This is a genomic window from Chitinophagales bacterium (assembly GCA_019694975.1).
Lineage (GTDB): Bacteria > Bacteroidota > Bacteroidia > Chitinophagales > UBA10324 > JACCZZ01.
Genome location: JAIBAY010000004.1, coordinates 366,999 through 391,450, shown reverse-complemented (window position 1 = coordinate 391,450; position 24,452 = coordinate 366,999). Strand labels below are relative to the sequence as shown.

Below are 24,452 nucleotides of genomic sequence, written 5' to 3'. Positions count from 1 at the left end.
TAACGACCAAGGACTGACAACTTCAGACTTAATAAATCGTGACAATATTGAAAAACGGAAATACAATCAAAGAAAAATAAAAAAATAGAAAGCAATCGGACAATTAGTATGGCTCGGCTTTGATGTTACCACCTTTACACCTGCCACCTATCAACGTGGTCGTCTGCCACGGTCCTACGAAATCTCATCTTGAGGAATGCTTCGCGCTTAGATGCTTTCAGCGCTTATCATGGCCGAACGTAGCTACCCTGCACTGCATTTGGCAACACAACAGGTACACCAGAGGTTCGTACAACCCGGTCCTCTCGTACTAGGGTCATCTCCTCTCAAATTTCAACGCCCATCACAGATAGAGACCGAACTGTCTTGCGACGTTCTGAACCCAGTTCACGTGCCACTTTAATGAGCGAACAGCTCAACCCTTGGGACCTTCTCCAGCCCCAGGATGTGACGAACCGACATCGAGGTGCCAAACCTCCCCGTCGATATGAGCTCTTGGGGGAGATCAGCCTGTTATCCCCAGAGTACCTTTTATCCTTTGAGCGATGGCCCTTCCATGCGGAACCACCGGATCACTTTATCCGACTTTCGTCCCTGCTCGACTTGTTGGTCTTGCAGTCAAGCACCCTTTTGCTAATGCACTCAAGGCACGGTTACCAACCGTGCTGAGGGTACCTTTGAAAGCCTCCGTTACACTTTAGGAGGCGACCACCCCAGTCAAACTACCCGCCTAGCACTGTTCTCCGCTGATGCGGAGTTAGAATCTAAATAAACAAAGGGTGGTATTTCACATTGCGACTCCACGACCCCTGACGAGGCCGCTTCGAAGTCTCCCACCTATGCTACACATCATTTACTCAGACTCAATGCTAAGGTATAGTGAAGGTTCATGGGGTCTTTTCGTCCCGTGACGGGAAACCGGCATCTTCACCGGTAATACAATTTCACCGAGCTCGTGGTTGAGACAGTGCCCAGATCGTTAGACCATTCGTGCAGGTCGGAACTTACCCGACAAGGAATTTCGCTACCTTAGGACCGTTATAGTTACGGCCGCCGTTTACTGGGGCTTCAGTCGAGAGCTTTGGCTTGCGCCGAACCCCCTTCTTTAACCTTCCAGCACCGGGCAGGTTTCAGGCCATATACGTCTTCTTGCGAATTAGCATAGCCCTGTGTTTTTGTTAAACAGTCGCCTGGGCCTTTTCACTGCGGCTCTTCTTGCGAAGAGCGTCCTTTATTCCGAAGTTACAGGACCAATTTGCCGAGTTCCTTAACCACGGCTCACTCGAGCGCCTTAGATTACTCATCTCGTCTACCTGTGTCGGTTTACGGTACGGGCGGCATACATCTGAAGTTTAGAGGTTTTTCTAGGGAGTCTGATTAGGGTCATTATCGGCTTGTCCGAAGACTCACCGTACTGTCACCTTTCAGCAAACCGGGCGGATTTACCTGCCCAGCCTATACCTACAGGCTTCAACGTTCTATTCCGTCAGAACGCAGACCTTTCACTACTCCGTCACCCCATCACAACATATGCCGGTATCAGAATATTAACTGATTTTCCATCGGCTTCGCCGTTCGGCTACACCTTAGGACCCGACTAACCCTGATTCGATTAACGTGGATCAGGAACCCTTAGACTTACGGCGACCCCGTTTTTCACGGGGTTTATCGTTACTTATGCCTACATCTGCTTTTCCAATCGCTCCAGCCTCACTCATGTGAAACCTTCGATGCAATTGGAATGCTCCCCTACCATCCCGACTTGCGTCGGGATCCATAGCGTCGGTACCATGCTTGATGCCCGATTATTTTTCGCGCCCTACCACTCGACTAGTGAGCTGTTACGCACTCTTTAAATGAATGGCTGCTTCCAAGCCAACATCCTAGCTGTCATAGCAGTAAAACATCGTTTGATCAACTTAGCATGGATTTAGGGACCTTAGCTGATGGTCTGGGTTGTTTCCCTCTCGGCCCTGGACCTTAGCGCCCAAAGCCTCACTCCCGGCTTTATGTCATAGCATTCGGAGTTCGTCAGGGTTTGGTAGACGGTGAAGTCCCCTAGCCCAATCGGTAGCTCTACCTCTATGACACGTTTTAACCGAGGCTGTTCCTAAAAACATTTCGGGGAGTACGAGCTATCTCCCAGTTTGATTGGCCTTTCACCCCTACCCACAGGTCATCCTGTAGCTTTTCAACGCTAATAAGTTCGGACCTCCATTCCGTGTTACCGGAACTTCATCCTGCCCATGGGTAGATCACTAAGGTTTCGCGTCTACCCCCACTGACTAAACGCCCTGTTCGGACTTGCTTTCGCTGCGGCTCTTGTCCTGCGGACATTAACCTTGCCAGAGAGGTGTAACTCGTAGGCTCATTATGCAAAAGGCACGCGGTCATCCTTCCGATTGCTCGGAAAAACTCCCACAGCTTGTAAGTATACGGTTTCAGGTACTATTTCACTCCCTTGTTTAGGGTGCTTTTCACCTTTCCCTTACGGTACTAGTTCACTATCGGTCTCTCAGGAGTATTTAGCCTTACCAGATGGTGCTGGTGGATTCCCACAGGGCGTCTCCGACCCCGCGGTACTCAGGATACTGCTCGTCCCCATCATTTTTCGCTTACGGGACTATCACCCTCTTTGGTTCAGCTTTCCAGAAGCTTCTGCTTGATGATGGTTTCTAAATGCAGTCCTACAACCCCCCGACAACCGTAGTTATCAGGGTTTGGGCTAATCCGCTTTCGCTCGCCACTACTTACGGAATCACTGAATTGTTTTCTCTTCCTCCGGGTACTTAGATGTTTCAGTTCTCCGGGTTTGCTTCCCGACTTGCGCCGGGATAATACGTCTTCAACGTACTGGGTTGCCCCATTCGGACATCTGCGGATCACTTCCTATTTGCGGATCCCCGCAGCTTTTCGCAGCTTATCACGTCCTTCGTCGCCTCTGAGAGCCAAGGCATCCTCCGTATACTCTTACTTGCTTTCGTATCTTCAATATCTCGCACTCGATTTTGAGTATTGTTAATGATTTTTAATTAATTGTACTTCCGTTTCAATATGTCAAAGAACATTATTCAGCTTGCGTCAACACAGATGAGCTTATCTGCTGAGGCATCACTGAACCGGTAACCGATCAGCCGTTCAAGGCAATACTCCTGCTTTTATACAGAGGAGAATCAGTTGTTTTAAAGGAACTTTTAAGGGGGTGCTTTTTCAAAAGCGGGACACAAAGGTAAAGTCATTTTCTGAAGTTACAACTATGCGCTTAAAAAAAATATTCTGACCGATATAAGTGATTGACTATCAGATTGTAATATTTGAAACTACAAAATGCATCTTCCGGCTTCCCAATGCTTTGTGATACAGCAATATCAAGTTAGCGGCAAAAAAGAACAAAAAGGATTGAATAAATCAATGCCCTCGCCGGGCACACTCACCCGATATTGCTATTCCATAGCCGGCAGATGTGCAAAGAATACTAACCACCGACTTCTTTCAAAAGCAGAAAATTGGATATTGAGTGTTGGATATTGAGTATTGATTTTTTCAATATTCAGTAATGAATATTCAATATCCAATGTTCGGCGAGGACGCCGACATTGGGCAAGTGCCAACATTGGTTATTGAATCTTGAGTGTTGAATATTGAGTATTGATTTTTTCAATATTCAGTAATGAATATTCAATATTCAACATCCAATTGTTGCCAGTCGTTGGCTTCTTTGTCAAACATTTGAATTCAAAGACTAATACCGCTTGCCGTTAGATCAGAGAAGACACCGATCTTGGGCAAGTGCCAACATTGATTATTGAATATTGGGTGTTGGATATTGAGTATTTATTTTTTTAATATTCAATAATGAATATTCAATATTCAATTGTTGCCAGTCGTTGGCTTCTTTGTCAAACATTTGAATTCAAAGACTAATACCGCTTGCCGTTAGATCAGAGAAGACACCGATCTTGGGCAAGTGCCAACATTGATTATTGAATATTGGGTGTTGGATATTGAGTGTTGGTTTTTTCAATATTCAGTAATGAATATTCAACATCCAATTGTTGCCAGTCGTTGGCTTCTTAGTCAAACATTTGAATTCAAAGACTAATACCGCTTGCCGTTAGATCAGAGAAGACGCCGACCTTGGGCAAGAACCTACATTGATTATTGAATATTGAGTGTTGGATATTGAGTATTGATTTTTTCAATATTCAATAATGAATATTCAATATTCAATATCCAATTGTTGCCAGTCGTTGGCTTCCTCGCTAATCATTTACATTTCATAACTGATACAGCTTGCAGTTTGTTCGGCGAGGACGCCGACCTTGGGCAAGAACCTACCTTGATTATTGAATATTGGGTGTTGGATATTGAGTATTGATTTTTTCAATATTCAATAATGAATATTCAATATTCAATATCCAATTGTTGCCAGTCGTTGGCTTCCTCGCTAATCATTTACATTACTTGAATAGTAATGCTTGCATCTAGCTCGGCGAGGACGCCGGCCCTGGGCAAGAACCTACATTGGTTATTGAATATTGGGCGTTGGATATTGAGTATTGATTTTTTCAATATTCAGTAATGAATATTCAATATTGAACACTCAATTTCAACATAACTTGCTGGATCATTAGACACAGCGAAGATTTCTCAGTTTTTCTTTTTCACGCCTTTTTGTTTCTTCACATTCGCAGTGGATACCTTCTTTTTGCCAACCGGCAGTATCTCCGCTTCCGACGGCATGATCCGTCTTTTCCGCTTTTCGACATACTTAAACAGCAAGGCAGCCATCGGCGGAATGTCAATTTCTACGGAGTGGCTCTTGTCGTCCCACGGTGTGGCTGCTGAATGCACATTGCCTCTTGTGGTAAACCCAGCTCCCCAGTAGTACACCGAATCGGTATTAAGGATTTCTTTCCATTCACCGTGAAGCGGAACAGCCGTCCGGTAATCATAACGCGGCACCGGAGTGAGATTCAGCACGATGAGCATGACATCCGATTTTTTCACGCCTTTCCTGCAATAGATGAGGACGCTGTGCTCCGCATCATCCACCTTCATCCATTCAAACCCGTCGGGTAAGAAATTTTTATCGTACAGCGCATGCTCTTTGGTATAAAGCGTATTGAGGTCCTTCATGAGTTGCTGCAACCCTTTATGCGAACTGTAATCCAGCAGGTGCCAGTCTATACTTTGTTCGTGGTTCCATTCCCGGTATTGCCCGAATTCGCCGCCCATGAATAGCAGCTTGGTTCCCGGATGGGTGTACATATACACGAGCATGGCCCGCATATTGGCAAACTGCTGCCACTGGTCGCCCGGCATCTTATCGAGCAGCGATTTTTTCAGGTGCACCACTTCATCGTGTGAAAAGGGCAACATGAAATTTTCGGCGAAAGCATACATGATGCTGAAAGTAATCTGGTTATGGTGGTATTTGCGGTAGATGGGATCGGTGGAAAAATATTTCAGCGTGTCATTCATCCAACCCATCATCCATTTCATGCTGAAGCCCAGTCCGCCTTCCGAAACCATCCGAGTCACTTTGGGAAAGCTGGTGGATTCTTCGGCGATGGTCTGTACATCCGGAAACTCTTTAAACACGGCGGTATTGAATTCCTGCAAAAAGGAAATGGCTTCGAGGTTCTCTCTTCCTCCATGGATATTGGGTTCCCATTCTCCCTGCTTGCGGGAATAATCGAGGTACAGCATGGATGCTACGGCATCCACTCTCAATCCATCAGCATGATAACGGTCGAGCCAGAAAAAAGCATTGCTTAACAGGAACGACCGCACTTCATTTCTGCCGTAATTGAAAATGTAGCTGTTCCAGTCGGGGTGAAAACCCTTCCTGGGATCAGCATGTTCATATAATGCCGTGCCGTCAAAATAAATCAAACCGTGGCCATCGCCCGGGAAATGGGAAGGCACCCAATCGAGGATGACACCGATGCCGTTTTTGTGCAATGTTTCAATGAGCTGCATGAAATCCTGCGGCTCGCCGAACCTGGAGCTGGGTGCAAAAAATCCGGTCACCTGGTAACCCCATGAACCATAGAACGGATGTTCCATCACGGGCAGCAATTCCACATGGGTGAAATTCATTTCTTTCACATACTTCGATAATTCTTCCGCCAGCTGTTTATAGTCGAGCACTTTATCAGGATCATCCGGGCTTCTCCGCCACGAACCGAGATGCACTTCATACACCGAAAACGGCTGATTGAGTTTGTTCTTTGTCTTCCTGAATTCCATCCAGGCATCGTCGCTCCATTCTTTCCAGGTATCCCAAACGATGGAAGCTGTCTTCGGCGGCTGTTCCCAATAAAATGCGAAAGGATCTCCCTTTTCAAAAGCTGCCCCGCCGAAGTTGGATTGTATGTAATACTTGTAGGCTTCTCCTTTGCCAATGTGTGGAATGAAGCCTTCCCATATGCCCGACTCATCGCCACGCGCAATCAGTTTATGGGACTGATTATTCCATCCATTCCAGTTACCGATTACCGAAACCATGGCGGCATTGGGCGCCCAGACGGCGAAACAGGTGCCTTGTGTGTTTTTGTATTCAACGAGGTGTGCGCCCAGCTTTTCATACAGCTTATAATGTTTGCCCGACTTGAAAAGATCAATGTCGTAAGCGGTAAGCAGTGAATAGCCTTCAACAGGAAGTAAGGTTTCCTGTTGTACATCGGTAATTGTTTCACCAGTAGTTGTATCCATATTTATCAGCTATTGTGCTGTTTTCATTTTTTTGAATGGTATCTGTTATTACACGGACTTTTTCCTAAAAGTAATACCTAACCCGCTGTTTTCATCAGAATGAGACAGCGGGGTGGAATTACTCATTGAAAAATACTGCTTTGCCATGAAGAATAGCGGGATCTTTCTTATCGAATAAGAAACGTGTCATGCTTCGCTAAACCTGGGCAAGATAAGATTTATAGAGTATGGGAAGGACTGTGAAAGTTCGAGAAATAGCGAGGACTAACAAATCCTTTTGTCATCAGGTCCGGATTGGAAAAAGGTCCGGACTATCGGAGAGGTGCTGTGAAGCTTTGTGAAATATGTGAGGATTAGAAATCCTCTTCTCCGTTAGTCCGGATTGGAAAAAAATCCGGACTAACGGAGTACCAAAGTTTAAAACTTACATCACATCAATCTGCTTAAATCTTTCAAAGATTGATTGCAATCGATTATTTCGCGAAACAATTCCTCCAATAAGAACGGCTATAATAGCAAAGGTTAATCCTGAGACAATAAAAATTGCTTTGACGGCCCAAATGATAGCTGAAAATTCCGTATTGCTTGCATGAAGTGAAATTTGCGTATCCTGGTCTGAATAAATCATAGCATTTAATGTTGTTGGTATCCAAAATGCAAATATCAACATGGCAATGCACATCAGCCAGGAGATCAGTTGAAAAATGCGCCAGACACCATTCTTTAATAAACGAATCCATGTTCCTTCATTTAATTCAGAAAGAACTTGATGGAGATTTGATTGCATCTTAAGAAAACGTGCAGAATCTAATTCAGTTCGTGATTGAGAATTTGGAGTAGTTTCCATAAAGCTTATTTTATTTGTGAAAAATAATAAATATTTTAAGAAACACGTTTTTGATTCGCCACTACTTTGGCTCTTAATATAGTTTGTGCTTGCGCTTTCACTGCAACTTTTCTGAGGATAAGAAAATAGAGAGTTAAATGCTAAAGGTAGTCGGAAGGGACGTCGTAAGTGGACAAAAATTGGTTATTAAAAATTGAGTGTTGAGTGTATCAAAATTTTCAATATCCAGTATTGAAAATTCAATATTCAGCACTCAATTCTTTTCTGTGTCTGGATCCATCCTATGGATGGTGCAAACGCTAACTCAATTCCTTCAACACCTGTTCTATTCCCTTTAACGGAATCTTGACCCATGCAGGCCTTCCGTTAAATTCATATCCCAATTCATAAATCGCTTTTTCGAGCAAATGCATTTGCAACAGGAAAGCCTGCTCACTTTTATCACTGCTGATCAGGGCTGAACCTTCCATCACTTTGAAATAATGCTGCAGATATGTTTCCGAAACAACTTTATACCAATGCTGCGCGGCCTCGTCCATCAGTTCGTCACTGATGTTTTGGGTTTCAGGGCTGAAATATAGTTTGGCACTCACGGCATAATGGAATGACCGCAGCATGCCCGCAACGTCTTTTAAAGGAGTATGTTTGATCTTCCGGTCGCTGATGGAACTTTCCGGCTCTCCCTCAAAATCAAGAATGATGTAATCGCTTCCGTTATATAATACCTGCCCGAGATGGTAATCGCCATGAATGCGGGTGCGCAGTGATTGCACCGGTTGAGTTTTGATGCGCAGGAAGAAGTTGCGGATGGCATCGGCCTGCTGCATAAAAAGCTCAGCGAGTGGTTTTCCTTTTTCATCCAGTGCATTGAAATTTTCCTTTGCCAGCTGCAGTCGCCGTTTCAGCAGCGATTCAAAATGTGCAAACAGCCAGTCGCGGTATTCGTCGGTGAACGGTTCGGGTGCAAAAGCAGGATCATTTGCGTCGCAGCCGAGTCCCAAATGCATCTCAGCGGTTCTTGTAGCAAGCAAACCTACATGGTCAAGCACAAACTGATTCACGGTTTTAGTTCCATCCGCCACGCCAAAAATATATTCATTGAGATAGTCCCCCACCAGCGACCATACATCTTTTATGCTTTCCACTTTTTCCTGCATCATGCCAAAAGTGACGGGTGCGCTGTAAGCCTTTTTCCAGCCGAAGCTGCCGGCAAAAGCCGGAATGTGAGCATAGCCGGCTTTCTCAGTTAAGAAACTTACTACCTCCACGTCAGGATTGGTTTCCCTGAAAAGCTTTCGGTAGATCTTCATGAAATATTTCTCACCAAAAATCAGCGATGAATTACTTTGATCGGCATCGAGTACGCGTGATGAAATGTTTTCAGAGAAATCGCTTTCCCGGAAGGCTTTTCCTTTTTTGAAGAAAAGGGAGCCGTTTGCCTGTTTGATAGCGGAAGAATGAAAGAGATGGTGAAACAACGTCTTTCTGAAGGCTTCATCATAAATGGCATCAATGAGCAGCAGCTCCTTGTCATCTGTCCTCACGGTGCCGATAATTCCCTTCAGATTGATTTCATCAGCAGGGCTGGCCGGAACAATCGACAAGGGCAGCAGGTATTGCTCAAGTTTACCGGTTTTGTATTTGGCTTTCACAATCATCAGGTGAAACACCTGTTCACCGGCCGCTGCCGGAGCTGTAATCGTGAGCACGCTGTCGAGACATACGGCAGTGATGCGTCTTGCCTTGCCACCAAACCAACGGCATGAACGAATATATGCCGGCAACATCGCTTTTTCCAGTTGTTCGGTGGCTGCTATATCATGTGGAAATTCAGGCCAGGGTTTTGACAGTTCCAGCACAAGATCTGTTTTGTTTTCGGGTGCTTCGGTCATGGTTGGGTTTGGTGAGTGGTGAGTGGTGAAAAGTTAAAAGTGAGTAGTTAGCGTTGCGTGTTGAGTGTTGAGTGTTGAATGTTGAATGTTGAGTGTTGAGTGTTGAATATTCAATATTCAATATCCAATATTCAATATCCAATATTCAATATTCAATGATGAATGATTGAATGTCAATGAAAGCATCTGATGCACATTCATCTAAGAAACACTGCTTACTTTCCTTTTCCAAACTTTTCAATATTTGATTTCGCAGTGTCGATGCTTTTATGAAATATAGCTATTAATTCGTCATTTTCTTTCATCAGTCTTGCTATTGATTCATGATGAGGAAGAATTTTCTTCTTTATGATTATGGCCATGCAAATCATTGTTTCGCGCAGCTCTTTTATGCAAATTTTCATTTTATGCACAAAATCATTTGCGGATTCTGCACTGGTAGCTTCTGAATAGTTCAGCGAGGGAGAGATTCCCGCACGTATCAAATGATCAGCTAAATAGTTTCCCGTTCTTGTCTTTGGCAATGACTCAGCTAAATCACAACATTGGACTGTAAAGTCAACTAATCGATTCTGTAAATCAAATTTCATAAAAGTTGGTTTTTATAGGGATAAAATATGATAGCATCGTAAGATTAAATTCATAACTAAGTCCGACTATTCGTATTGAAAATTGAATATTGAGTGTTGAGTGTTGGATGTTGAATGTTGAGTGTTGAATGTTGAGTGTTGGGTGTTGAGTGTTGGGTGTTGAATATTCAATATTCAATATCCAATAATCAATATTCAATATTCAATAATCAATATTCAATAATCAATATTCAATATCCAATGCAATCTGCCCCGCTGATCTATCTGTTCAATTTTTCTTTATATCTCTTCTATCCTGAATAAATGGCAGGGCATCACATACGGATCCAGTTCAACATAATTCCATTCGCGGTGCCAGGTGTATGATGCATCATTGATGAGATCGTGCACTTTATAGGCCTGATGATCATTTTTCCCGAACAGGTGCATCGGTACCTTCACATAACCACCTTGCTTATAGTATGGGTCGAGACTGACGATCATCAGCATTGAGTTGGTGCCATGATCATTTTGCTTGAAATAAGCGATGAGCTTATCGTTGCCGGTTTCGCAGAACTGCAAGTTATTGGTTTGTTGCAGTGCTTCATTTTCAAATCGTGCTTCATTCACGATGGATATCAGCTCTTTCAGTTTATTGGTTGCGTCCCAGTCCCACCATTTCACTTCATACTTTTCTGAATTTAGGTATTCTTCCTTTCCCGGAATAGCATCATGCACCATCATCTCGTACACCGGACCGTAAAATCCATAGCTGGAGCTGAGTGTGGCAGCCATAAAAAACCTTGCAATAAATTGCGATTCGAGTCCGCTTTGTAGCATGTATGGATTGATGTCGGGCGTATTGGGCCAGAAATTGGGCCTGAAGTAATCGCGCATGGCTGTTTGCGTGAGCTCCTGCAGGTAGGAAGTAATCTCCTGTTTGGTATTGCGCCAGGTATAGTAGGTATATGATTGCGAGAATCCGAGTTTGCCCAGCAGCTGCATCACTTTTGGCCTCGTAAAGGCTTCTGCAAGAAACAATACTTCAGGATGTTCCTGTTTGACTTCACGGATCAGCCATTCCCAGAATGGAAAAGGCTTGGTATGCGGATTGTCCACCCTGAAAATCTTAACACCTTGTTCAATCCAGAAATCAACGATACTCTTTAATTCCTGCCAGAGGTTCTCCCAATCGGCCGTTTCAAAATTTATCGGTAAAACATCCTGGTATTTTTTCGGCGGATTTTCAGCATACTGCACCGTGCCATCGGGCCGCCAGGTAAACCATTCCGGGTGTTCTTTAACATATGGATGATCGGGTGAACATTGCAATGCATAATCCAGCGCTATTTCAATGCCATGCGAAGCGGCGGTTTTTACCAGGTGGTGAAACTGCTCCAGTGTACCGAGTTCTTTATGGATGGATTTATGTCCGCCATCCGCTGAACCAATAGCCCACGGCGAACCACATTCCCCCTTTTTGGCTACGGTAGCATTATTCTTGCCTTTCCGGTTGGAGACGCCGATGGGATGAATAGGCGGAAGATACAGGACATCAATTCCCATCTCTTCTAGCCTGGGCAATACTTTCTCCACATCGCCAAAATTGCCATGTTTGCCCAGTGTGAAAGAGGTGGAACGCGGAAACAATTCATACCAGGTGCTGAAACCCGCTTTCTTACGATCGGCGAAAACCTGTCCGCTGACAGGATATTCAGTGATGATGGAATCGTCAGGATATTTCCGGATCCATTGTGCCACCTGCTGACTCAGTGCTTCCTCAACGGCTTTTTCATATTTACGCTCATCACGAAACAATGCAATTACTTTAGTGATTTCCGTTTTCTCCCGGCGGGTTGCCTTCTTCAGCATTCTTTCAAGGTGGTTGGCACCGATGAGCAGTTCAACGGTAACAACCTGTTTCCCCTTAACCCGTTTTTTCAGATCGTGTTGCCAGGTCATGGCATGGTCTACCCATGCTTGTATCCTGAAATCCCAGAATCCCATCACTTCCACCACGAAACTTCCTTTCCAATGATCATTTTCAGTGGCTTCCATGGCAACATACTGCCAATCGTCAGCGGCGGCATGTTTATAGGCGATTCGCGCATTGATTTCATCATGGCCGTCGGAGAAGATATCAGCTTCCAGCGTCACGCGTTCTCCGGCAATGCGTTTAATACAGTATCGGCCACCGTCGAGCTGCGGTGTGAGGTTTTCGATGTTTACACGTAGTTGTCCTTGCATGGCAGGGGAATAAAGAATGAAAGTAAGTTGGGTTATGAAGATGGATTTGCAATGATAGATAATTTACGATGACACGGTTTCCTGATTTTTCAATCAACATGCTTGTCTTTCAGTACATGACATAAGCCAACTGCTTAACTGTTTTCGATATAGTCGAGGTCTTTGCCATAGGTTTCTGTTGTTCGCCACAGCGCCACAAAGGCCAGGAGCAGCACCACGATGCCAACGGACAGTGCCGCCGTGATAATGCTGCCCGAATAACCTTCGACCCATAAGAAAACAGAAGTCATCGGCACCACCGCGCCGCGCACAAAGTTGGGAGTGGTGGTGGTGACCGTAGCACGTATGTTGGTGCCAAATGCTTCGGAGGCTACGGTCATGAAGACCGACCAGTATCCGTTGGCAATGCCGAAGAGAAAAGAAAAAAAGTAAAACATGGGAACGGAGATACCGCTGAGGGAGACAAAGGCAAAGACACAAATGGTGTCCGCAATAAGAAAATACAGCAGTGCCTTCTTACGGCTTTGAAGATACTGGCTGAGCATGCCGCAAAACAAGGCGCCTGATGCGGCACCGGCATAATGATACATGATGGTATTGGCGCCGGTGACGATCGTTTTTCCGGTAGCAGGATCAATGCCAATACCTAATGCCTGCGCATACTCCGGGCCGAAGGTGATCAGGATGCCAATTACAAACCAGATGGGTATGCCGATCAGTATTCCTTTCACGTATTTCGAAAATCTTTTACGGTGTGTGAAGAGGCTGAGGAAATTTCCTCTTGCCACCGTTTCTCTTTTTAACTGATGAAACATGCCGGATTCGTAGGCGCTGATGCGCAGTATCAATAAGGCGATGCCCAACCCGCCGCCGATATAGTAGGCCATTCTCCAGTCAAACAGCTTAGCGACGAGCCCACCGACCACTGCACCGAAAATACCGAATGCCGCTACGATGGTGGTGCCATAGCCGCGGCGTTCTTTTGTCATTACTTCAGCTACCAGCGTAATGCCGGCACCGAGTTCACCGGCCAGGCCGACACCTGCTAAAAAGCGGTAGAAGGCATACATCTCCAGTGTGTTGACGGTTCCGTTAAGAATATTGGCGACTGAATAGAGGATGATGGATCCAAAGAGAACGGACAGCCTGCCGCGCTTATCGCCGAGTATTCCCCAGAGAATGCCGCCGATGAGCATGCCGGCCATCTGGCAGTTGAGCAGGTAGGCGCCGATATCGAGCAATTGCTTGTCTTCTGTATAACCCAATGCAATTAAACTCGGCCGGCGTACGATGCCAAATAAAAGGAGATCGTAGATATCAACGAAGTAGCCGAGTGCTGCGATGATTACAGCCATATTCAGCACATTGGTGGAAAGTGATTTTTTCTGATCCATTGTTTTTGCAGCGGATAAATATAAAACATGATTGAATCTAAAAGAGTAGAAAGAGCAATATTGCCCTACAAATAAAATAAGGCTGAAGAATGCGGTGCCACGCATACATGTTTGTGGACTATAGCGCATGATATGCGGCACCAGCTCAAACAACTGTTGAACAGAGGAAAAAGCTGCAATTACTGTCCCAGTGTAAACCGTATGGTCACGCCGCCATCGGTGTAGCGGATAGGATAGGAATTGGAGATCTTCGGTACGGTATAACGCTTATTGAAAAACAGGCGGACACTAAGCCGGTTATTCACCACGTAATCGAAAGTGGGTGAAAAGGCAAGTGTTTCAATTCCGGCCGTTGCCTGGGATGGTGTTTCCTGGTTCAGCTTCTGGCTGAGCGTGATATTATCACCATAGGAAACATTCATGAGGAAGGTGATATCATTCTTTAACCGTTTCTTTTTGCCATCCACTTTAAAAGGCAAGGTGGCATTGCGGAATTTATATCCGAGTCCGACGGTAATTTCCTGTGTTCTTGATTCGGTTAGCTGGTAATCAAGGAAGCTGAATGATAGGTTACGGCCTCTCTTGTATTCAAACTTTGTGGTGAGAGAATTCTTCCAGGTCATATCAATACCGATCAGCGGTGAAAATGCTTCCGTGATGGAGATGGCTGGTATGTCGTAGAAGGAAATGAAGTTTCCCGATAAGGAATCAATCTTGGATGGGAAAGCCACCTGATTGCCTGTAGCACCTACGAAGTCGAGCGATGAAGAGAAAGACGCAATGGACAGGTTTGAATTGTAGGCGTGGCTGATGTTAACAGAGCTCCAGATTTTTTTTGCCCATGGAATTTTGGTAAGGCCGTTGTAGGTTACACGCCAGTTAGGAAGCGGAAACTTATTCAGCGGAAGTCCGAGTGAAATAGAACCCGGATCCTTTCCGCCATAGGCCGCAAGAAAAGCCGGTATGAGCACGTCTGTTGAAAAAGGGCCATAACCCATTTCATAGTTAGACAATGAATCGCTGAATGTGCCAATAGAATTTGGATTCACCTCGCCCAGTCTTTTGGAGATGGTTTCCCGGTATTTCGCAAACTCTACAAAGGTTTCTGAAAAGTCGTTGGGCTTCAATGGAACGAAACTGGTCTTAATCGGTATGTATGATGAAGTGTAGGTTCCAAACTCTACGCGGCTGAGGTGTTGAAAGTCAGAGGAGGAAGTGGGCCGTTTAAAATATTCTGAAATATTATCTGAGTTGGTCCGGCTGAAGTTCAGATCTATCAGCAGGTCTTTAAAGGGTTCCAGCGTGGCTTTCATGCTGGTGTTCTGGTTGGAGTTTTGTACAAATAAATAATTGAGCGTTGTATCCGATGATATCCAGCCGGCCTGCGCCTTTTTATTCAGCCATACAGAATCGGGCTGATAGCCAAAAATGAATCCCCAGCCCGGTGCGCTATTTGTGAAATCCTGGCCGATGAATTTCGGTTTAAAGAGATAACCAGGCAACACAGTGTTATGATTCTCCGTATAGTTGAAGGAAACACGTTTCAGCATGAGCGGAATTCGGATGGCATAAGCCTCTATACCAATGGGCTTCGTTTTTTTGTCAGTTGATTTCTTGGTGTCAGCCACCGCCTTATCTCCTTCAGCCTCTTCATCCTCCTTATTCTTCGATGTTTTGCTTCCCGGCGCTTTCTTGCGGTTGGGAATGGCGGCATTGGTATCGTACCGTTTCAGAAATTTCGATTTGTTGTAAAGGTTCCTGAAATTCATCTCACCGTTGAAGCTCAGGTTTTGCGTGTTGGAGATGGTATTACCCAGCGTGCTTGGAATGATGCGGTTGGTACCACTGTCCAGCACCAACGGTGCCGTGAGCCATGTATAATTGGTGCCATAGCGACCTGTTAACTGTGTCCAATCGAGGAAAGGAATTTTACTCAGTGGCACTGTATAATTGACGTTGGTATTGTGCGTATAGTTGGTTGTTCGGCCAAAGCCCTTGATATTCTTAAAAATTGAATCTTTCTCTTCCCTGGTATCAATCAGTCCGACCGGCTCATCAATACGTGTATTGGCCAGCGCATTAAAATCGAGGTTCAATCCTTTCGAAATATCCAGCTTCAGTCCTTCCGCCCTGTCCCAGGTAAAGTATTTGTTGTACGTAGGTATGATGATTTCATCCTGCGAGATAGGCCGCAGCACTGTTTCATTAAACTGCCGGTCCATGGCAGTACGGAACGTGAGGTTAGTCGGCAGGAAGTTAAAGTTGATATCGCGGATCAGCTTCAGGTATTTATTTTTTGAAGGGATCATTTTTTCGAAGGGTGTGATATACCTCGACTTTCCGGGAAATGCATAGCCCAGCTCACCATGATGTTGCTTCGTGATATCGGATTGGATGATGGGACTGTGCAGCAACGTGCGGGTGTAGGCATACGTCAGGTTGAGGTTTTCGGGCGAATAGATCTTCAGCTTGCTGTTGGCATTTTTGCCCATGCTCACTTTTCTGACATTGGAGAAATTGAGGCTGCCGATAGACCGGTACGTCTGTGCATCTTTACGCACCTGTGCTTTCTGCGCCGGGTCAGTGATCAGCGCGAGTTTTTCTTTCAGCAGGATATCGTGATCGTACGGATCATACTGCGGATTGCTGTTGGCTTTGGAGATGCCTGCATACATGGGCAACCTGATACCTGCATTTTTAGGGAAGAACTTTCCGAGCTCCAGCGTGGTGGCGGCATCATATGCGGTGTAATCGTCCTTAAACCGTTCATTTAGTTTTTGCTCGAGCTGCCCGTAGCCGATCGTATGCATGGAGCCGGACAGCGTGACCGTTCCGAAATCTGCCAGCCTGATGTCGGCGCGAGCAATGGCAGCATAACCACCTTTTTCATCGAATCCTGCAAGGCGCAGTTCATCAAACCAGATTTCGGCGCAGACAGGATTGCCGTTATCATCCGGTGTTCCATTCTTCGGGTTACGGATACCGAGCATGGCTGTAGCCACGATACCCAGATCAGGATTACCGACCACCGTTATTCTTTTTCCATTGCCGAGCTCCACCACGTACGGCACGGTGATGGGAACACCGGCAAAATTGCGGGCCTGTTTGGCATCAATCATATCCTGCAAAGAGATATCGAAGTTGTTGGAGTCAGGCCAAATGTTGACATCCGTCTGAATACCTTCCGTGGAAACAATCAACGGTACTTCATACTCATAATAGTTGCTGGTAAAATCGCTGCCGAGCCGGAGCCATGCCGTGATATCGCCATTCTGCAGGGGTTCGTTTCCGGCCACCGATTCAGCGTGAACAAACATCTTAAGGTTCTGATACTGGCGGAGGTCGAGGTTGATGTTTTTATAGACCGCACGTGAATCGCCGTTTCGAAGGTTACACACCTGCAGGGAGAGCGATTGTTCATTCTGGTAGATGGTGTTAACCTGCCCAACGATCTGCTCCCGCTGAATACCGGGCGGCAGCACATAGTTGAACGGCAGCTTGCTCGAGTTTTCTTCAAGACTTACAGAAGTGAGGTTGAAGAATGTATTACCGGAGTTATCTCCGGGGATATATTCACCGGGCTGCTCGAGTGAAAAAAGATATTTCCTCCATTGGTTTCGGATGAGCTCCATGCGCGCAAAACGCATGATGATTGTGGTATCGAAGCCAGCCATATACATCCTGATAAAACGAATGGATTTGAAGTCAGGGATGCTGCCGACTTTTTTATTGTATTCATTGATAGGAATCTTGATCTGGTACCATCTTTCCTGCCCGGGGCTGTAACCATCTACCGCAGGCACATCATAGGTTACCATATCGGTGATGAAGTTTTGCCCTATAAGGGAGAGCGACTGCGGGTTGATTTGCACCTTATACTGAAAGTACTCTTCGTTCTCTGTAATCGTATTATCGCGGTTCAGATCTTCTGTTTCCGGCTCATTGGTAGCCGCGAAAGAAACGGCCTGGTTACCGCTGGAGATGGGTGAGTTTCCTTCTGAGTTGTTGTATTTAGCATAACGGTCAAGGATGCCGGTCTGCGCATCATTATAAACGGGATCATCGTAATAGCGGTAGTCATCATTAGATGGATCCGCTACCGCAGCATTATACACTGCTGAACCGACTCCGTAGATACTGCCAAGTGCATCAATGTAGGATTTGAAAAAGCGTTGTTCATCCACGGTGCGGTTACCATCGAATCCTATATCCTGGAATTGCCTTGCATTCGGATCATTATCGAATGAACGGGTGACAGGAGGCACCTTAGGTGTGTATGCCCATTTACTTTTACTTTCAATGGTCGTGTCGCCTGTTGCCGACAACCCGTTTTCATACTGGAACTTTGAATCCTTCAATACGTCTTCGGAAATGTTTCCCAGGTTGATGTAAAGATCTCCCCCGTCATTGGCCACATTCAGAAACGGATCAAGGACCCAGAACTGTATGTATTCGATGTTGGCTTCTTCAAAGTCAGTCTGATCGATGGCACGCTGGATACCGCCCCATCGGTTTTCCGGATTGGGCAACAGGATGTCGCCATTTGCATCAACGGTCAGTTGTTGTCCGAGGCTGTCTGTATCAAAATTATAAGGGCCGCGTTTGCCCGGTTCAAAACGAATGTCGAAGGTATTTTCATTCTGGTTGAATGGCTGATTGCTGTTGTCCTGCTGCGGGAAGATTTCAATGGACTGCACAGGTCTAGAATAAAAGTTATTCTGCTCGATGCCTACGCCTTTGATGCCGGCTGGAGCGCGTGTTCCCCAGAAATAAGGATCAATGTTATACCATGAAAACTTGGCCCTGTTGTAACCATAACTCAGGTCGTTGATGCGCGTACCTTCAGGAAACAGGCCGCCCTGCGGATCCTGCGGTGTGCTGGCCAGTGACCAGCTTGCAAAAGGAAACCGCAGATCGTAGGATGTTTGTGTGCCTTCAAAGTCGTCTATATAAACAGTACCGTCTTTGCCGATGGCCTTGGAATGGCCGGGTGCCAGACGGGCAGCTTCTCCGGAAAGTGTCACCGATGAAGTTTCCTTCGTATTGATGAGCGGAATGGCATTTACCATTTTCGTAAGCCAGGAAGACTCCGAGGTGTAACTGCCATCCAACCCATATATGGCATTGGAGATGGGATCGTCGCCGGCATTCAGCTTAACAGTGTATGGGCGCTCCCATAATTTCAGCAAGGTGCCGCCTAACGTAAACTTATCGTTGATGTAATAGTCGAGCCGTGTGCCAAACAAAGTCTTGATCTGAAAACTGAACAACTCATTATTTTCGAAAGCTACGTTAATGGGAACACCGGAATTGAGCAGGCTTTGATTCAGGATCTTTACGCGGCCAAGGTTATAATCTACCGTGAAATCCACGTTCTCAATCAATTTCTGTCCACCTGCAGTAACGGTAACCGAACCGCTGGGAACGTTAAATGCACCGAGTGAAATTTCCGACGACACGCTGGACTTGTAGGTGCCCTTAATGGAATAACGGTTGAACTCCGGAAACTGGTACGCAATAGTTTTAGTGGAATCATACAACACCTGGTAGACATAGGGCTGTGCTGCAACGAGTGAAGAGAATTTTTTGGCCAGATCAGAACCAAACGGTTCCAGTACGGGGAAGATGACCTTTCCATTGGAAGGATTGATCGTGATGCCGCTGATAAAGTCAAACACACCATCCGGCTGCGGGTCGTTGTTGTTGTTCAGCCTGTCGAGGCCCAGCACCTGAATTAATGGTGTACCGTTAATATTGTCGGAGGGCACATATCTTTTTTCACCTCCGCCCGGGTCGAGGTAATACACATCCAGGAAAAAGTCCTGTGAGTTCACCTGGTAAGCGCCAAGGGAGTACACGTTCTTCATCATGAGGTCCCAGATCGGCAACTTGGTGCGGGTAGAGGTGCTCTTCAGCATTTTCAGGAACAGCACGCCGGGTGTATCCACATTAGGCGGAACATCGGCAGCAAATTCACCCACCTGGTAAACCTGGCCGTTGACGGTGTACTGATAAGCAACGCCCAACACTTCATCAGGATTCAGCTGCTGATTGAGCATCAGGTAGCCCACACGGGCATCAAAAGTATATTCATTCGGACCCAGCTTACGGGCATATGTTTTTTCAAAATCCTGTATGGGTTGAAGGTTATATCCCGGACCCGTTAGCGTTTGCAGTGAGAGATCGAGTGAACGTACAGCTTGGTCATGAGAGATGGTTGTGTAAAGGTTATTGGAGTTGAGTGCCGGGTCGAGATTATTGGCATACGGCAACACATTATTCGTAGCTGGTCCGACAGCCGGTGAGGTGGAATAAGGTGATGACTCGCCAAGATCCATAAAGGCTACCACATCGCGCACATCCACCGTGGCACCCGTTTTATTCGTCACCCATACTTCAATCTTATTGATGGTGACCTGTGAATTCACGACAGGTATTCCAGCCAGCGCCTCATTGTAATGCTGGCGGAAATACTGGGCAAGCAAAAAGTTTCTGTTCTCATCATACTGGTCGGCCGTGATGCGGAAGGTTTGTGTCTGCGCGCCACCCTGCACCGTAATATTCTGTGCCTGCGACTGTTGCTGTGAAATTACGTTGGTAACGGTGAGTCGGCCGAACTGCAATTGCGTCTTCAATCCAAAAAGACTCTGGTTACCTGTTATCAGCGTGCCTTTTAACGGAAGCGAAACATTACCGGCTTCGATTTTTTTGATGATTTCATCTTCATATCCGGTATAGTCGAGCTTCACCTGGTTCTCGAAGTTAAAGACTGCGCCTGTGTTATAGTTGGTGGTGAGTTTCAGTTTGTCGCCGATCTTTCCTACAACGTTGATCTGAATATTCATAGCAAAATCAAATCCGCCCTGATGGCTTTGGCGCTTGGTAAGAATGGGATTCAGAATATTCTGATAGTTACCGCCAAAGGTAAGATCGATATTGCCCTGTGGCCTGATATCTACTGCCGTTCCGCCAAATATCCGGTCGAAGAGCCTGTTGTTCACATTCACTTCCGGAATCACTCCTTTCTGCGAAAGTGCCGATGCGGCATTGCTTCGGTCGAACCAGTATTGCTGCTCCGACTTTTTCGACTGATAGTCGAGGTATTCCTCGAATGTCATATAAGTAGGATTCCTGAAAAACTGATCACCAATAGTTTCTGTAAGGATGTATTGCCCTGATTCAGGATCATACTCGATATCTTTCTCCACATTAGACGGATCTTGCAGATCGAATGAGTTGTGCGGAGCGGTAAGCCAGTCGGAAAGGCGGTCGTAAATCGGATAGGTGAGATCAACACCGTTATCATCTGGCGGCGGAGTATCCACCTTCGCTTCGAGGGAAACAGGAGGTGGTTTCAGCAAAGCCGCATCGGCCGTTTCAGTGGTTTCCTCTGCAGCAGGAATACTGAAAGGGAGCTTCATGCGGCCATTTTTTCCCAGTGCAGCAATAATGCTCATGGAAACGACAGCCGTAACAACCAGTAAAGTGCTATTTACTTTAAAATTCAAGCCGGGCGTTTTTTATGCCAATGATAAATTGTTACACAGGATCACACAGCTTTTGGACGGCCGCCATGGTGAAGGGCAGCAAACAAATTGAAGCATGATGAGCGTTGTTATTATCGGGGGCAAATTGTCAATATTTGTTTGAAAAAAGTACTGCTTCCGTTCAATCAGTTTTTCCATGGGCATCTTCATCAAATTCAGCGGTTCATGCGGCTGCTAATAAGAAGATCGCCGCCTGTAATCTCAAATGGCTTTTAATGTTTGTTTAATCAATTCTTCTGTACTCATGCTTTGTCCTCCTGCAGCCCATGTTTTCTGCACGGCTTGTTCTGCCTGCACCCGTGAAAATCCAAGCATGACGAGCGCACTTAACGCTTCCTCTTTTACATTATTACTTCCGGAAACGGGCACAGACATCGGGGACAGGTTCCTACCCATTTTATCTTTCAATTCAAGTATGATTCGCTTTGCTGTTTTCGGGCCTATGCCTTTGATGCTTTCGAGCAGCTTGACATTATCGGTAACAATGGCCCGCTGAATTTCCTGTGGCGTCATGGCCGACAGTATCATACGGACGGTTGCGGCACCCACGCCGGAGATGCTGAGGAGCTCGGTAAAAATATGCCGTTCTTCTTCTTCATAAAAACCATACAACGATACCGTGATGGGACTTTGAAGGCTTCCTCCCAAATGAAGATAGGTATGCAGTTTACAGAACGATTTGTCCTGGATGCTGGCATATGTATTCAGCGAGATATTGACGAAATAACCCAGCCCGCCCGATTCGATGATTACATGCGTCGGCGTTTTTAAAGTGATATTTCCCTGCAGGTAGGCTAACATGTTTCAGGGTTTGGATTGTGCATCAATGACAGCGAGGGTAACCATATTCACGATTTCACGAACTGAACTTCCCAGCTGGAGGATATGCACGGATTTTTTCAATCCGAGCAGGATGGGTCCAATCGCTTCACCGGCACCCAGTGACTGCAGCATCTTATACGCTATGTTTCCCGCGGAGAGATTGGGAAAAATCAAAGTATTGGCACCGCCGTTAATCAATTCGGAAAAGGGGTAATTATCTCTCAGCAACTCTGCACTGAATGCGAAGTTGGCCTGCATCTCGCCATCCACAATCATTCCCGGGTATTTTGTCCGCAGCATTTGCACGGCCCAGCTAACCGTTTCCGGTTCCTCGCCTTTAGTGGAGCCGAAGTTGGAATAGGATAACAAAGCGATGCGCGGCTGAATATTGAGTTGCTGCACGGCATGTGCCGCCAGCGTAGTGATGTCGACCAGGTCTTCGGCACTTGGGTTCACATTCACCGTGCAATCGGCAAAGAACAAAGGACCGCGTTTGGTGAGCATGATATACATGCCGGCCACCTTTGCCGCATTGTCGCGGATGCCGATAACCTGCAAGGCGGGTTTGATAGTTTGTGCATAGTTGCGGGTGAGGCCTGAGATCAGGGCATCCGCTTCGCCTTCCATCACCATCATTGATCCGAAGTAGTTGCGGTCGCGCATCAGTTTCCTGGCTTCATAAAGCGTAAGACCTTTGCGCTTTCTCTTTTCGAAGAGCCATTCGCCGTATTTGCAGCGTATGGATTCCATCTCCGGCACGTTGGGGTCAATGATGACGGTATCTTCGAGGTCAAGCCCGTTTTCCGCAATCATGTCTTTGATTTTCTTTACCGGGCCCAGCAGGATGGGTTTTGCAATGCCTTCCTCCAGTACAAGCTGTGCCGCTTTCAGGATCTTATAGTTATCGGCTTCTGAGAACACCACGCGTTTCGGATCGCGGCGTGCCTTATTAATCATCACCCTCACTATGGCATCATCGGTACCCAACCGTTGCGACAACTCATTTACATAAGCATCCCAGTCGGTGATGATATGCCTGGCCACACCCGAATCGATAGCCGCCCTGGCAACCGCCGGCGCGACGGTCGTCAGTAACCGCGGATCAATCAGTTTGGGAATGATATATTCCTTTCCGAAAGTGATATTCTTTTCATTGTATGCCATGTTCACCATATCAGGAACAGGCTTTTTTGCCAGGTCGGCCAATGCACGAACAGCCGCGAGTTTCATGGCTTCATTAATCTCTTTTGCTCTCACATCCAGCGCTCCGCGAAAGATAAACGGAAAGCCAAGCGCATTATTCACCTGGTTAGGATAATCGGAACGGCCGGTAGCGAGGATGGCATCGGGGCAGGCTTCGAGTGCATCGTTATATGGAATCTCAGGGTCGGGATTGGCGAGGGCAAAGATGACCGGATTTTTTGCCATCGATTTTACCATTTCCTTGCTGACTATATTTCCTTTAGACAAACCGAGAAAAACATCAGCACCCACCATCGCTTCCGCCAGGGTGCGTACATCGTGCTGTGTGGCAAACGGTTTTTTATATTCATCTATTTCATCCCTGTCGCTGCGGATGACACCGGAGCGGTCAATGAGCAGGATGTTTTCTTTTTTCACACCGAGGAAGACATACAGCTTTGCGCAGGATAATGCTGAAGCCCCGGCACCGGAAACGACAACCTTCACCTCATCAATCTTTTTACCGACCACTTCCAGGGCATTGAGCAGAGCAGCGCCGGAGATAATCGCTGTGCCATGCTGATCATCATGCATGACCGGGATATTCATCTCTTTACGCAGCCTCGACTCAATTTCAAAACAATCAGGCGCCTTGATATCTTCGAGGTTAATGCCACCAAAGGTGGGTTCCATAGCTTTCACCACTGCGATAAAATGATCGGTATCCGCTGATTTCAGTTCAATATCAAATACGTCAATGTCTGCGAAGATTTTGAAAAGAATGCCCTTCCCTTCCATCACCGGCTTCGCTGCTTCCGGTCCGATATCTCCCAATCCTAATACAGCGCTGCCATTGGTGATGACGGCTACCAGGTTTCCTTTTGTGGTATAGGCATAAACCTTGTCGATGTTTTCTGCAATCTCAAGGCATGGTTCCGCCACACCGGGAGAATAGGCCAGCGCAAGGTCACGCTGTGTTTTGGTTTCCTTGGTTGATACCACTTCAATCTTTCCCGGGCGCCCCTTGCTGTGATAATTCAGGGCATCCTGCTTACTGATCTTTACCGCCATGTTTGTTTTTTTCCAAAGAAATCAAATGAAATTGCCGCTAAAACAGGTGAAAGAAGACTGCTTTACGATGCTGCATGCCGAAGCATTCACCATTGAATCAGTCAATCAAAAGGTATCGGGTACAAAGCAGGCAACCGAATCAGACCTTACATAATAATTAT

At 46.2% G+C, this 24,452-nt stretch carries 9 protein-coding genes and 1 rRNA gene; all 10 read right to left on the bottom strand.

Annotation, left to right across the window (positions count from 1 at the left end):
- Positions 1-83 precede the first annotated feature (83 nt).
- Positions 84-2,984 (bottom strand): 23S ribosomal RNA (locus tag K1X61_10180).
- 1,666 nt (positions 2,985-4,650) lie between these two features.
- Positions 4,651-6,696 carry a 1,4-alpha-glucan branching protein GlgB gene (gene glgB / locus K1X61_10175; GenBank protein MBX7109002.1) on the bottom strand — a complete coding sequence of 682 codons (2,046 nt, stop codon included), beginning with the start codon at positions 6,694-6,696 and terminating at the stop codon, positions 4,651-4,653.
- Between the two features lie 448 nt (positions 6,697-7,144).
- Positions 7,145-7,567, bottom strand: a complete 423-nt coding sequence (locus K1X61_10170; protein ID MBX7109001.1) for a hypothetical protein — start codon at positions 7,565-7,567, stop codon at positions 7,145-7,147.
- Between the two features lie 299 nt (positions 7,568-7,866).
- Positions 7,867-9,459, bottom strand: a complete 1,593-nt coding sequence (locus K1X61_10165) for a putative maltokinase (protein MBX7109000.1) — start codon at positions 9,457-9,459, stop codon at positions 7,867-7,869.
- A gap of 215 nt (positions 9,460-9,674) precedes the next feature.
- Positions 9,675-10,049, bottom strand: coding sequence for a four helix bundle protein (locus K1X61_10160; GenBank protein ID MBX7108999.1), 375 nt, complete (start codon positions 10,047-10,049; stop codon positions 9,675-9,677).
- Between the two features lie 279 nt (positions 10,050-10,328).
- Positions 10,329-12,275, bottom strand: coding sequence for an alpha-1,4-glucan--maltose-1-phosphate maltosyltransferase (locus K1X61_10155; GenBank protein ID MBX7108998.1), 1,947 nt, complete (start codon positions 12,273-12,275; stop codon positions 10,329-10,331).
- Positions 12,276-12,409: 134 nt separating this feature from the next.
- Positions 12,410-13,774: an MFS transporter gene (locus K1X61_10150; protein MBX7108997.1), complete on the bottom strand. Its 1,365-nt coding sequence runs from the start codon at positions 13,772-13,774 to the stop codon at positions 12,410-12,412.
- 74 nt (positions 13,775-13,848) lie between these two features.
- Complete coding sequence (sprA, locus tag K1X61_10145; protein MBX7108996.1) at positions 13,849-21,177, bottom strand: cell surface protein SprA; 7,329 nt, start codon at positions 21,175-21,177, stop codon at positions 13,849-13,851.
- A gap of 240 nt (positions 21,178-21,417) precedes the next feature.
- Positions 21,418-22,017, bottom strand: a complete 600-nt coding sequence (gene ruvA, locus K1X61_10140; protein MBX7108995.1) for a Holliday junction branch migration protein RuvA — start codon at positions 22,015-22,017, stop codon at positions 21,418-21,420.
- A gap of 3 nt (positions 22,018-22,020) precedes the next feature.
- A complete protein-coding gene (locus K1X61_10135) occupies positions 22,021-24,291 on the bottom strand; it encodes an NADP-dependent malic enzyme (protein ID MBX7108994.1) in 2,271 nt (756 codons plus the stop codon).
- Between the last annotated feature and the right edge of the window lie 161 nt (positions 24,292-24,452).